Origin of the sequence: Sphingobacterium sp. UBA3549, assembly GCF_002376635.1 — a bacterium.
Classification (GTDB): Bacteria; Bacteroidota; Bacteroidia; order Sphingobacteriales; family Sphingobacteriaceae; genus Sphingobacterium.
Genome location: NZ_DFOE01000039.1, coordinates 94,693 through 108,598, shown reverse-complemented (window position 1 = coordinate 108,598; position 13,906 = coordinate 94,693). Strand labels below are relative to the sequence as shown.

7 protein-coding genes are annotated in these 13,906 nt (G+C 40.2%); all 7 read right to left on the bottom strand.

Going from position 1 to position 13,906, the window contains the following annotated elements; all coding sequences use genetic code 11:
* Positions 1-25: 25 nt before the first annotated feature.
* The 7 genes from B2W36_RS22405 to B2W36_RS22375 all read right to left on the bottom strand — a co-directional run bounded on the left by B2W36_RS22405 (position 26) and on the right by B2W36_RS22375 (position 13,177).
* On the bottom strand, positions 26-1,453 hold the full coding sequence (locus tag B2W36_RS22405; RefSeq protein ID WP_293889614.1) for an SPOR domain-containing protein: 1,428 nt from the start codon (positions 1,451-1,453) through the stop codon (positions 26-28).
* A gap of 40 nt (positions 1,454-1,493) precedes the next feature.
* Positions 1,494-3,236, bottom strand: a complete 1,743-nt coding sequence (locus B2W36_RS22400; protein WP_209580576.1) for a TonB-dependent receptor — start codon at positions 3,234-3,236, stop codon at positions 1,494-1,496.
* Positions 3,237-3,242: 6 nt separating this feature from the next.
* Positions 3,243-6,281, bottom strand: a complete 3,039-nt coding sequence (locus B2W36_RS22395; protein WP_293889613.1) for a tetratricopeptide repeat protein — start codon at positions 6,279-6,281, stop codon at positions 3,243-3,245.
* A 332-nt stretch (positions 6,282-6,613) separates the two neighbouring features.
* Positions 6,614-7,552, bottom strand: coding sequence for an aspartate carbamoyltransferase catalytic subunit (locus tag B2W36_RS22390; RefSeq protein WP_293883811.1), 939 nt, complete (start codon positions 7,550-7,552; stop codon positions 6,614-6,616).
* Between the two features lie 93 nt (positions 7,553-7,645).
* Entirely contained in the window at positions 7,646-8,209 is a 564-nt protein-coding gene (pyrR, locus tag B2W36_RS22385; RefSeq protein WP_209580570.1) for a bifunctional pyr operon transcriptional regulator/uracil phosphoribosyltransferase PyrR, read from the bottom strand.
* Between the two features lie 247 nt (positions 8,210-8,456).
* Positions 8,457-9,854, bottom strand: a complete 1,398-nt coding sequence (locus B2W36_RS22380) for an APC family permease (RefSeq protein WP_293889612.1) — start codon at positions 9,852-9,854, stop codon at positions 8,457-8,459.
* 308 nt (positions 9,855-10,162) lie between these two features.
* On the bottom strand, positions 10,163-13,177 hold the full coding sequence (locus B2W36_RS22375; RefSeq protein ID WP_209580567.1) for a DUF2723 domain-containing protein: 3,015 nt from the start codon (positions 13,175-13,177) through the stop codon (positions 10,163-10,165).
* Between the last annotated feature and the right edge of the window lie 729 nt (positions 13,178-13,906).

The following is a 13,906-nucleotide window of genomic DNA, read 5'->3' as shown; positions in this document are numbered from 1 at the left end:
AATTATTAATAGTTTTATATAGTTTCTATAATGTTTCTACCCAAGCCCCCTCAATCTTTTTCTCTACAGATTTCTTCGCGAGGTCTGCCTCGGATTTAGTCATGTAGGTATTTAAGATGATTTTCTTTCTATTTCTTTTAAATTTTCCCTCTACAGCGCGTGCTGTTTTGTAGCCCATTGCTCGCAGACGCTTGGCCTCCTGCTCCGCTTGCGCCATTGTCTTTGCGGAACCTATAACCAATTGATATCTCGGCTGCGCCACGGGGATAGATTCTTTGATCACCGGGTTCGCGTCCAAAGCCGTCGGTTTGGCCGCTCCATTACTCGATGGTACAGTTGCTGTATTTTTAACAGAATCTTTCAAAGCGGTTGTAGCCAATGAATCGACTTTCTTTAAACTATCGGCTTGCAACGTATTGGACACTGTATCGGCAGGTATGATCGGTTTCGGTTGAATAAGCGTATCTGCCGTTTTTACAACAGGCTTGGTCGACCCGAATAACGAATCCTTCAACGCAGGATTGGTATAAACCACCGCAACAGCAACCATTGCCAGTACGATAATTCCAGTCATCCAATACCAAATCGCATTTGAATTACGTGGCTCCTCTTCATAGATATTTGGTGCATATGTTGAGCTGGCATTAGCGGTCGCTATAGCACCGATTTCCTTGTTTGAATCTGTTTCTGCTTTTTGAGTAATAGATTGACTGTTATCAGCCACCATAGGTGCATCCACAAGTTCAGACTGCTGATCTTTGTCCTCCGTTACCGGAGATCCTTCAGTTTCGACATCGGTGCGATTGCTTGTTAATCCAGTCTCCTGCGCAGGCTCATCAACAACCGTACTCTTTACCGCTTCCAGTTCATCTGCCGCTTCAGCTTCCTCTTCGCTAACTTCTTCAACCACCACCGTTTCAGCTTCATCAGGCCTGTCTGGAATAGACTCCTCAACAAGCTCCTCTTGATGAGTGACTTCTACAATAGGCTCGTCTTCCAAAGCTGGTTCCGCAGGCTCGTCTTCACCTTCCAAAGGAGAAACAACTGTTTCAATCTCCGGTGCAACAAGGTTCGTTACCGGTTGGAAGTCGAACCCCGATAGATCCAACGGTTTGAATACTAAACTTGAACCGTAACTAATCAATAGGCCAAGATCATCCAGTTTAGCCTGTCCAAACTGACCCAAATCAGCTCGCAGACTATCAACAGCATCCGATAAAATCTGCTGCGCCTGACTTAGTCCCAAATTCTCCTGTTGCTGGATATAATGAACGATATTAAATCCATGCTGCGCAGAATAGTCAAGTTCGACATAGGAGATTGGCGGCAAAAATACATTATGCTGTTTATCGAACTGAGCCGGAGAATGAATTCGTTTGAACACACCTATTCCCGGCACGTATACTTCCGCATAACGTTTTAATAAACTATTGATGTTTTTGCCTAGATTCATTGCGCACTATTTTAAGATGCAAATTTATAATCTTAATTCGTTAAAACGAATAATTAAGACCACCAATTACATTAAAGCCCAATCGTGGGTAATACATATAACGTTCGTATTCTTTTCCAAAGATATTATTTGCTTTGACGAAAATACCAAATTGCTTTTTAACCCGATATTCTGCGCCTGCATTAAGATCAGCGAACGAAGCTATTGTTGCCTTATGACCACTGTCGGTAATACGGCTGCCATCTGTATTATAATCATAGATATATGCATAAGTGTTACCCTGAGTAGAAAGTTCAGCATCTACGAAAAGCTTATCAGAGATATTGAAACGCGCATTGGCCTGCATCCGGAATTTTGGCAATCCCCAAGCTTCCTCTTGATCGCTCAAATTATAATCGTCTATATACACCCTACCTCCTAGATTAACCAGTTGTGAAAGGCGCACATTAATTTCACCTTCAAATCCCATATGCTTCGCCTTATTGATCACGCCATCATAAACGACATCAAATGCCCAAGGAACATAACCATTTTGGGTATCGCCAAATGCACTATTTTTAAATAAAGGCAGGCCCTCAATCTGTTTGTAGAATACCTTTACTTTATAACCAAAAGTTGCTCCGGCATTCCCTTTTAATCCCGCATAAATGTTCATTTTCTCGATCGAGTTAATCATTTTAGCGTTCGGGGCCAAATAAGGATTTTCTTTCGCAAAGCTGCGGAAAGAAGCTTGCTTTACTCCCCCATTAATTCCGGCAAACAAAGAGATATATTCAGGTGCCAAAGCAAAATCAGCTTCTACTGAAGGAAAAATATTGAACCGTGAGCTATCACCAAATTCGGAAGTTAAATTTGCCCCCAAGGTAACGTTATAATTATCGCCTTTAAAACGAATATACGGATTAACTACGGCCAAATGATTCTTTACTTCAGCGCTATCTTTCACGTTGTTCATCGTCACGCTCACATTAGCACCGACATTAAATGCACTTAAACGCTTGTTCAGATAACCGGATAATGCAATTGAGTTTTCTTTGGCTTTGTAGGCATCTTTAAATAAATAGCCATCAACTTTCGCCGAGTAGCTGATCGCCTGTTCATTTTTGGGATCTACATTACTCGATAGTTCACCATTTAAATAGATATCAGTAAATGTCTGTTTATCTGGACTTGTATTTAACAATGTTGTTCCCGATTGATCAAAGGTCTGACCATAGAAATTTGTACCATAACGATTGTAACCAAGCGTCCCCTTTACTGTTACCGCATCCAACACCCGGCGGCCAAAAATACCAATATCTTGTGTACTGAATTTCTGTCCGTCAATATTACCCTTTTGGCTCAGATGCTTTGCAAATAAGCCGAATCGTGTATTTTCATACTGTTCAGAAGCTAAATAAGCCTCGCCCAATATACTGTTATAGTTACCGATACCCAACTTGACATAGTTGCTACTATGCTCAAAAGGTTGTGCAAAAGGAATCTCCTGCACATTTAACTGTTTCAACCCAGTATTGATATCCAATTTCTTATCCAAAATATTGTTGTAGGACAACTTGGGCTGGTATTCCCTTTTATTGGTCATATCCGGACTGCGGCGAATTTTCACAGCATCCGCAAGAATGGGTTTATAATCACGAACAACATCAAAAGAATCGATAGTGACCGGTTTCTCAGGATCATTCTTCTTGCCTGTTTCCTGTGCAAAAGAATTCAATCCCACGCCCATCAAAAGCGCTGCTAAAGTATATTTCTTCACGTTTCTATTTTGCAACTTCTTCATTATATCCTATTTCTTTTTGTTGTTCAATTTATTTAGACGTTCTTTTGCTGCAGGCAAAATATCGTCTTTCGCATCATAGTTATCCACAATTGATTCAAGCGTAGCTTTGGCCTGGAAGGTATCTCCTTTACCCGCATAAGCATCAGCCATCGTAATAAAGCTTTTCGCAACCCAATATTCGTACGAAGAGAAATTATCAGATAGATCCATTGCCGTTTTAATACAAGCATCATATTGTTTATTTTCCAATTGCAGCAGAGCAACATTGTATTTTGCTTCTGCCCCATAAACCGTACGGCTCTTCAATGCAGCTAAACTAAATTCTTTCATTGCTTCAGCTTTCTTATTTTGCTTCACGTAACATTTACCGGCATATAAGTAGGCATTTGCGATCTCCTCTTCCGAAGACTTTTCGTAATTTTTAACCGCATTGGTATAATTTAATGCTTCTTTATAATCTCCAATTTGATAATAAGAAACCATCAGGTTGTTGATTGCAAAACCATAATTGGATTTGTATTCAGAAGTAAGCTCGAGCTTTTTCAATAACTGCGTAGCCTCATTGTATTTCTTTTGTTTCAAATACAAATTAGACACAGAAATCAGCGTGCGCTCTGTATAAGGGGAAGTCCAGTCATTCAAAATAATATTGTAATCATGTAACGCATCCTCGGTATTTCCTAGGGCCGCATTACTTTCGGCACGGATAAAACGCGCATATTTCTCTTGATTTGGTTTAGGGAATTTATCAAAGTACGCATTTACAGCTTCTACAGCGCCTTTATAATTTCCTCTTGAAAATAAAGTTGTCGCGGTGGCGAATGAACGGGAATCTTGCTCTGATTTCGAAACATCACCAAGGTTGGTACCTGTTGCATATTTGATATAACCAGTCGCGTCGCCCTTGTCCAAATAGATATTTTCAATGGAGCGCATAGCCTGTCTGGCTTCGTCCGTCGAAGCATACTGATCGACCACACGTTGGAATGTTGCCAACGCAGCATCATTGTTATCTTGATTATACTGAACCAAACCAATCGTCACCAAAGCACGTGGTACATAACTGCTGCGCGGATATTTTTCCACCATAGTTTGGAGTCCGGCGATGGCCTGATCACTTTCTCCCATTAAGAAACGTGTATAAGGAATCTCAAAGGCAATATCGTCGGCATAATTAGAATTCGGGAATTGCGCAATAACAGCATTCAACGTAGCAATTTTACCGTTATTATCCCCTTGCAATCCTTGGATAATACCTCTTTGGAACAATGCGTAATCCTGACTAGGTGCTTTAGAAGAGATTAATTTATTATATTCTGTTAAAGCTCGGCCGTAATTTTTGGAAGAGAAGTACGAGTCACCCAAACGTGCGATGGCATCGTTACGTGTATTCATCTCTATACCCTTTGAGCCACCCGAGGCGAGAAAACGCTCGAAATAATTAGCGGCAGTATTATAATTACCATTACGGAAAGCAGCGTAGGCTAAAGCATAATTGGCATAACCATACACATCGGTTTTACTAGCTCCAGGCAAACGTAGAAATTTATTGAAATTGGTTACGGCTTCACCGTATTTACGAACTTCATACATCGCTTCTGCTTTCCAATACGTTGCTAAAGCATAAATTTCTTCATCATAACGAAACTGCTCAGAACGCATGAATAAGGAGATTGCATTTTCAAAAGCACGTTCGTTATAATATTCCAAACCCCTATAATAGGTTACTTTTTGATAGGCGGCGTTAGCCTCTTTCCCACGCTTAGGAATAGACTCCAAAATATCTACTGCCTCGCGGTAATTCTTTGTACTCAACAACACTTCAGCAAGCAGGGTTTTCGCTTCCTCCAAACGTTTCGATTTTGGATACGTTTTCAGATATTCCTGTGTCGAAGCCAATGCGACCTGGTGAAATTCTAATTCATATGAAAGCTTCGCATAGTTGAACAAGCCCTCTTCTTGCATCGCTGGATCAAAATCCAGTTTCGAAGCACGGAAAAATGCGTTACGCGCAGATTGCTTATTGCCTTTCTTCAAAAAGGCATCCCCCAGGGTAATCATCGCAGACTGATAATATGCATCTGGATCAGTCATCTTTTCCAATTCAGTGATCGCCTTATCATAATCTTTCAATTTATAAGCAATATAACCGATTTGGTAGCTATCCTGATTATTCTGTGTTTTACCTTGGTCTTGTGCCTGGAATTTATCGTAATACGCTTTGGACGTTTTTAAGTCGCCTTTGATAAAGTAGGTCGCCGCAACAATACGGAACATCTCTGTTTCATTTTCTTGCTTTGTACGCGACAAAATCGGCAATGCGTAATCCAGCACATCGTCGTAGCGTTTATCCAAGAAATATAAAGCAGTGATATAATAAGGGTAACTATTTTCGAACTGCTTAGATCCATTGAGACGTTCAAATTCATTCAACGCCGTTTTATATTCGGCATCTAGGTAGGAAAGATAAGCGTAATAATAAATAGATGCCTCCTGAAATTCAGTTTTCTGATCTTTTAAACTTTCAAATAAAGGTTTTGCGGCCTTATAATCTTTCGTCATAAAGGAAGCATAACCATATTTAAAGCGGTATTCTACATTCTCTTTACCCGCAAGATTTTTGCTGTCAATCTTGTTAAACCACTCTAGCGCTTTAACGTAGTCTTTTTTAGCATAGTAAGATTTACCGATCTGAAAGTAAGCTGCTTTGGCATTTGCACTCATAGGGAAATCTTTAATGTATTTCAAAAAACGATTTTCGGCATCAGACTCTCCCAATTCCAAGGCGCAAACAGCTTGATAATACCGGACATTTTCTTTCAATAAAGAAAGTTCTTCTGTCTCATCCAATTGCAAATTGGATTTTGTCCGCAAAGCTTCAACACGATCAAATTGCACTGAAGCGGCACTAAATTTTCCGCGTTCAAACAACTCCATCCCCGTTTTATACGCCTTGTTGATTTGTTGCCATTCTGTCTGTTGCGCTAATGCTGGCGTCGCCATAACGGTTAATGCAACTCCCACCTGGTAAATCTTCTTATACATAATATGTGAAACCTTAATATGTTATTTATCTGCAAATGTAAATGAATCTCCTCCCAAACCCTGATAAAATTGCCCTGAAACGCGAGTATAATGAACGATCCTTCCCTATTATAGGTTCTTAAGATCGCTTCAAATTTATCGAAATTCAATTCAAATCTCCACTGCTAAAGAGATAGTTTTATTCATTTTACTAAATTATACTTTAATTGAGCTATTTTACACAAAAGTTATTAACATCTGTGAATAATACTGTATTATAACGGAAATTTTGCACAAAAAATATGCCCGACAAAAAATAAAGTCAGGCATAATATTGTTAAAGCCGATTCCGACTATCCGCGTTGTCCTGCCAATAAGTACAACACAGCCATACGTACAGCAACACCATTTTCAACCTGATCCAAAATAATGGAATGTTCACTATCCGCAACGTCCGATGTGATTTCGACGCCACGGTTGATCGGTCCGGGGTGCATAATCGTGATAGGCTTGTCCAAAGAATCCAAAATCTCTTTATTCAGCCCATAAAGCATGGAGTATTCTCTTAATGAAGGGAAATAAGCGATATCTTGGCGTTCAAGCTGAATTCTTAACATATTTGCAACATCACACCAATTCAGCGCCTTCCTCAAGTCGTGCTCCACCTTTACACCCAGTGAAGCGATATGCTTCGGAATTAATGTCGTAGGTCCACAGACCATCACTTCCGCACCCTGCTTTTGAAGACATAAGATATTAGACAGCGCAACCCGTGAGTGGGTGATATCACCTACTATAGCAACTTTACGACCAGCTACATCTCCATAACGCTCGCGGATTGAAAAAGAGTCAAGTAGAGCTTGAGTAGGATGTTCATGGGCTCCGTCACCTGCATTGACAATCTGCGCATCAACATGCTTACTTAAAAATACCCCTGCCCCAGCATAAGGATGTCGCATCACAATCATATCAACCTTCATCGCAAGAATATTGTTGACGGTATCTATAAGCGTCTCTCCTTTACTTACTGAGGACGAAGATGCTGCAAAATTAACGATATCGGCAGAGAGTCTCTTTTCAGCAAGTTCAAAAGATAGGCGTGTTCGCGTAGAGTTTTCAAAAAAAACGTTGGCGATTGTAATATCCCGTAAGGAAGGAACCTTTTTAATCGGCCTGTTTAATACTTCTTTAAAATTACTTGCTGTATCCAGGATCAATTGGATGTCGTTTTCATTTAGATCTTTGATCCCCAATAAATGGCGGGTACTTAGTTGTTCTGCTGCAGATGACATTTTAGAGTATTCAAATATTTACTAATCATTTTCTATTGAAAGTGCTCGTTTCCGAAGGGCAAAAATAGCCCTTAGGACTTTGATACACTTCTATTAATCGCCAGCTGACGTCTTTTTTTCTGTAATCAGAATAATGCTATCCTGATCATCCGACTCTTTCCAGTTAACAATTACTTTTTGCGAATCAATTGAGTCGACCTGTATGCCGATATAATCAGGTTGAATAGGGATCTGTCTCGAGAATCTACGATCGACCAAAACAAGCAATTCTATTCTTTTTGCACGGCCAAAGGCCTGTACAGCATCCATTGCGGCACGAATAGTACGTCCTGTCCATAAGACGTCATCTATAAAAATGACCTCCTTACCTTCTACAATAAAATTGATATTTGTGCTATTTGCTAAGAGTGGACCAGCATTTCCTTTTGTGCGGAAGTCATCGCGGTAAAAGGTAATGTCCAAATCGCCAACTAAAATCTCTTTCCCGATCATTTGTTCGAGCTCTTTAACAATACGTCTCGCTAAGAAAGTTCCTCGGGGTTGAATACCTATGACGACAGCATTTGAAAAATCACCGTGATTCTCAATCAATTGACGACATAGTCTTTGAATTGTGATTTGAAATTTTGGTCCGTCTAATAAAATCGACTGTTTCATTATGGGAATGTTTGAGCAAAGCTACACTTTTTTTATAAAAATAACGCCATGAACGGCAATTAATTTCACTATTTGCATCCAACTGGGACACTACTAAAAAAGTGATTTAAACAAAGAATATCTTTCTTTCAGGAAAATATACAAGCCTATTACTCCAGCCTATCAACAGATTTTAGCGATCGAACATAACACTCACTAGCAACTATTTATGGAAAACCCCATAGCATAGACAGGTTATCTACGAAGATTATTCCTCTCGCTCGACAGGTTTATTGTTCCGTGCAAAAGAATACACAGGCAAACCGATCAATACAAGTATAAATCCAGGCCAGGTATATTGCGGTTTATAAATAATCAGTAACACACAAAAAACCGTACCTATCAAAAGATACAAGACTGGTGTAACCGGGAATAGGAAAGTCTTATAGGAGCGCTCTAAATCGGGTCTTCTAACACGCTGAATAATGACACCGAGTACCGTGATCATATAGAATATGACAATTACAAAGGATATCATATCCAGCAAATTCCCATACTGGCCACTTAAACAGAGTAATGAAGCCCAAATTCCCTGTAGCCACAATGATCTTGCCGGCACATCGTACTTGTTGTTGGGAATTGCCTGTTTCAAAAACAAACCATCTTTGGCCATGGTCTGAAAAACACGCGCTCCTGACAATGCAAGTCCGTTGACACAACCAAAGGTCGAGATCATAACTAAAATCGCCATCGCTATTGTACCACTATGGCCTAATATTTTCTCAGCGGCCGCAATCGCTACCCGATCATTGGCGGCAAAAGCGATCTCCTCTCTACTCAAAGCCGCCAGGTAGATGTAATTACAACTGATGTAGAGCAGCATGACCAAGCTTGTACCGATCACCAAGGCGCGTACGACATTACGCTGTGGGTTGACAATTTCGCCCGAAACAAAGGTTACATTTTCCCAGGCTACACTACTGAATACCGAACCGACCATCGCAGCAGCCAATGCTCCCATCAAAGCGCCGCCAGAAATCTGCGACCAGCCTGCGCCCTTTAAATTCTGGAAAGAATGCCAGCCGTAAGACATGTTTTCCGAAAAATGATTTTCTTTAATCAAAAACAAACCACCTAAAATCAACAAAATCAAAGCAATGATTTTTGCAGAAGTAAAAAAAGATTGAACAGTTTTTCCACTCTTAATTCCCCTCGTATTGATAAAGGTAAGCAGCATAATCACGCCCATTGCGAGAATCTGGATCCAGGTAATCCTAAATTCCCCACGCTGGAACAGTGGTGGAGCGTCATTCAACTGCGGGATAAGATAGGCTGTAAACTTACCAAAGGCCACAGCTACCGCTGCTATCGTCCCCGTCTGAATGACTGTAAATAAGCTCCAACCGTATAAAAAGCCGATAGGCTTCCCAAATATTGCTGTCAGATAGGTGTATTGCCCACCAGCCTTTGGATACATCGATGACAATTCGCCATAGCAGATTGCCGCTGCGACCGTTGCCAATGCCGTCAACAGCCACACGACCGCCAACCAATATCCAGATCCCAGCTGCCGCATCATATCGCTCGATACAATGAAAATACCACTCCCGATCATCGACCCCATGACCAGCATCACTGCATCCCACAATTTTAATTGACGTTTCATATACTATTTGTTAACTATGATTTTCATTGGCAAAAGAACACCTTACATCCGGCATTCCGAATTACTTGCTCCATCATCGAGCACTCTACACCTTCTTAGATGACTATAAAGACAAGGCAATAGCTCCCAGGCTAGCCACATCTGTATGAGATGCTCTTCAAAGGGGGATATCCCCCTCATTCGGGCTGGTTTATGAGCCCTTAAGCTATGAAAAAATAATCAAAAAAAAGCTGCCCTTTGCGACAATTTTCTATTTTGAATATCTGTAGCAAAGGGCAGCCCTTATCTTAAAATGGTATCGCTAACAATTACTCAACACCATATTGTTGTTTATATGATTTCTCCAAATCGGTCACCTGCTGTAGCAACTGTTTTTCCGATGTGGTAGCCAAAATGCTCTTATAGGCACCCAAGGCGCGTAAAGCTGTACCAATATTAGAATATTCCAGCTCAGGCTTTGTCTGCGCAATATCCTGATACCACCGCATATTTTGCGTCATAAATTTCAGGTTACGGTTTACGATCTCATTTGCACGTTTCGTTTCACCTGTTTCATACAACACATTGATAATTGGAATATACCCCAAAATATCACGCATCAGATAAACACGTTTCGGCATCTTTTCATAAGTTTCGACGGCAACTTTACGCGCCTCATCCTTATGTCCCTCCATCAATAACTGTGTTGCTGTACCACCCATTACTGTATTTGTAATCATGGTAATCATACGGTAAGACTCTGGATCCAAGTAAGAAGCATGTGCCATATTACCCCATTGATATTTTGTGGTAATGTCTTTATAAGCAGACTGAGTATCGACCAATGTACCTTCTGCTCCTGCAGGAGTTGCAATCGGCATTAAGCGCAATGCAAAGCCCTCTTGCACCAAATACTTATCTAAACCAAGGTAATTATCATTTGGAACTGTCGCCGCAAAATAAATTGGACGTTTCCAATCGTTATTTAACAATACGTTTAAGATTGACAACTCCGCTCTAGAAATATAATTTCTATTGTAAGTCCAGCTCATGGTATCCACAATCGATTCTTGCCATGCTTTAGGAACTACGTTATTTTTCAGAACGGATTCTTTGTTTACCGGAAGGCTAAAGTTTTTGGTCGGCAGGAAGTTTTCAAATTTACCACCTCTCAATTCCAATTTGTTCTTTTGATCGTCCGATAATAAAATTTGCATAATCAAATCCAGATCAACATGTCCCGGTACTTTCATATCCTGATAGTAAAGTACCTCACGCACGCCTTTTTTGAACTTTTCATCATCAATATTGATTGGCAAACCGTCGGCCTTATTCACTTTTTGCTTCATCTGACGCATGTACCAGTCCGAACTCAATAAACTTAAGTTCACCACGCGTACATCCGGACGATAATTTTCAACTTCCTGAACATACCACAACGGATAGGTATCGTTGTCACCATAGGTAAACAAGATTGCATTTGGCGCGCAAGAAGCCAGGTAGTTTTTCGCTAAATCGCGGGCAGTCGTCTTCTCCGAGCGGTCGTGATCATCCCAGTTCTGGAAGCCCAACAATACCGGAGCACCCAACAAACAAGCAACTGTAGCTGCACCAGCAGCAATTTTACCATCCATTTTTTTGCTTAAATAATCGGCAATAGCGAAAACCCCTAGCCCGATCCAGATGGCAAAAGCATAGAATGAACCTGCATAGGCATAGTCACGCTCACGAGGCTGAAGTGGGCTCTGATTTAAATACAATACAATGGCTAGCCCAGTAAAGAAAAACAATAAACCGACGATCCCCGCATCACGTTGCCGCTTCCCAAAATGCCAGAATGCGCCAATTAAACCAATAATCAAAGGCAAGAAGTAATATTTATTATTCGATGGATCAGTCTTTAATGAATCCGGAATAGCATTTTGTCCACCATTATGCATTTGATCAATCGGCTTGATACCCGCCTGCCAATTACCCTCTGTAAATGACCCTTGACCTTGTTGGTCATTTTGCCGGCCGGCAAAATTCCACAAGAAATAACGGCCATACATATGTCCGATCTGATAACTGAAAAAGAACTTGAGGTTATCGGCGAAAGTCGGAGACTGCCCATCTGGAATTTTCAAATAATCACGGTAATATTCGATATGTCCTTGATCGCGTGAGCTGTAGACACGTGGGAAAAACATGGTCTTATCGTATTTATAGTCCATACCGTTTTCCACCTTCGTATACTTGTCTTTATCTTTTCTGTAGGTATAGGTCGGCTCAGCATCAACGACCTGCGCATCAAATGTAGGTCCATTTAAAAGAGGTTCACTAGCATATTGCTCGCGTCCCAAATAGCTTACAAAAGAAAACGCATTATCTGGATCACTGTTATTTAAGGTAGGATTCGCCTTGGCACGCACCATGATCATGGCAAAGGAGCTATAACCAAAAATGATAAATGCAGTACTGATCAAGATCAGATTCAACATGGGTTTAACCTTCTTGATCGAATACCAAATACCATAGACAAATAAAGCGACAGCTAAAATCATGAACAGATTAAATCCAGTCCCAAAGCCCATGCCCAAGCTATTTACAAAAAATAGATCAAAATAGGCTGCAGCTTTGACCGTATATTGGATAATTCCCCATAAAATCAGGCCCAAAACAACCACACCTGTTAAAAATGCTTTTATTGCTCCCGAGGAGGTTATTGTTTTTGAACGCTTAAAATAAATCACCAAAGCAATTGCAGGAATTACCAATAAGTTGAGCAAATGTACCCCGATAGAAAGTCCCATCACATAAGCGATAAAGATCAACCAGCGGTCCGCACCAGCCTCATCGGCATGATTTTCCCATTTTAAAATCCCCCAAAATACTACTGCAGTACATAAAGAAGACATCGCATACACCTCAGACTCTACGGCCGAAAACCAAAATGTATCTGTAAAAGCATAGGCTAATGCACCTACTGCCCCCGAACCAAATATTTTAATTAAATCGGTCGATGTATACGATCCATCAACACCCTTTACAACGATTTTCTTTGCTAAGGCTGTAATTGTCCAAAACAAAAACAAAATGGTCAGACCACTACATACCGCCGATCCGACATTCATCCAGAACGCAATTCGTGTAACATCTCCACCAGCAAGGTTGGAGAATATATTCTGAATCATTAAGAATAAAGGTGCTCCCGGCTGGTGCACAATTTGGAGCTTGAAGGCTGAAGCGATAAACTCACCACAATCCCACCAACTCGTCGATCGTTCGGCAGTCATGACATATGCTACTGTTGCAATTAGCGCACATATCCATCCTAAAAGATTGTTGATTTTAGTATAGTTCATAAAATGATAACTGTAAAAAGTATTATTAATACGGCTCGAAAATAAGGATAAGTTAATAAGAAATGAACTTTATTCTGATTTTTTAACACATATTGATTGAAACAATTTCATTATGTGAACCAATATTGGCTGTAAAGAAAGGATATAAAACTGTACGCATATACTTTTATAGACCGACAGCACCACTGAAAAAGGATTGATGTAAAGATTTTTCGGCATCAAAGAAAAATTATTTATTTGAAAATCAGCCGAAATGCACTTTACAGGACATTTTTATTTGCAGAAATAAGAATAGTCCGTATATTTGCATCATCAAATGTGAACGACATCATCACGATCGAAAGCACTTTTGAATTGTTTGTCCGATAGTATAAGGGTAGTACGACAGTTTTTGGTTCTGTTTGTCTTGGTTCGAATCCAGGTCGGACAACAAACAATAGAAAAGGCTTGCATTTGCAAGCCTTTTCTGCGTTATATGCAAGGCTTATATTTATAAAAGGGTTCAGATTTTTTTAAATTGCATTTTGATTTTTAAAACAAATCTCTATCTTTGCGTCGTCAAAAAGAAAAAGACGGAAACGTTGACTTTTTAGAGACATTGTCCGATAGTATAAGGGTAGTACGACAGTTTTTGGTTCTGTTTGTCTTGGTTCGAATCCAGGTCGGACAACTTTTAAAGTTAAGCATATATGGATTGTGAAAACAATCCATTTTTTTTAATGTTTAACT

Excerpts from the sequence above, each read along its gene's own strand:
- B2W36_RS22405 (WP_293889614.1), bottom strand. The coding sequence starts at position 1,453 with ATGAATCTAGGCAAAAACATCAATAGTTTATTAAAACGTTATGCGGAA.
- B2W36_RS22400 (WP_209580576.1), bottom strand. The coding sequence starts at position 3,236 with ATGAAGAAGTTGCAAAATAGAAACGTGAAGAAATATACTTTAGCAGCG.
- B2W36_RS22395 (WP_293889613.1), bottom strand. The coding sequence starts at position 6,281 with ATGTATAAGAAGATTTACCAGGTGGGAGTTGCATTAACCGTTATGGCG.
- B2W36_RS22390 (WP_293883811.1), bottom strand. The coding sequence starts at position 7,552 with ATGTCATCTGCAGCAGAACAACTAAGTACCCGCCATTTATTGGGGATC.
- pyrR (WP_209580570.1), bottom strand. The coding sequence starts at position 8,209 with ATGAAACAGTCGATTTTATTAGACGGACCAAAATTTCAAATCACAATT.
- B2W36_RS22380 (WP_293889612.1), bottom strand. The coding sequence starts at position 9,854 with ATGAAACGTCAATTAAAATTGTGGGATGCAGTGATGCTGGTCATGGGG.
- B2W36_RS22375 (WP_209580567.1), bottom strand. The coding sequence starts at position 13,177 with ATGAACTATACTAAAATCAACAATCTTTTAGGATGGATATGTGCGCTA.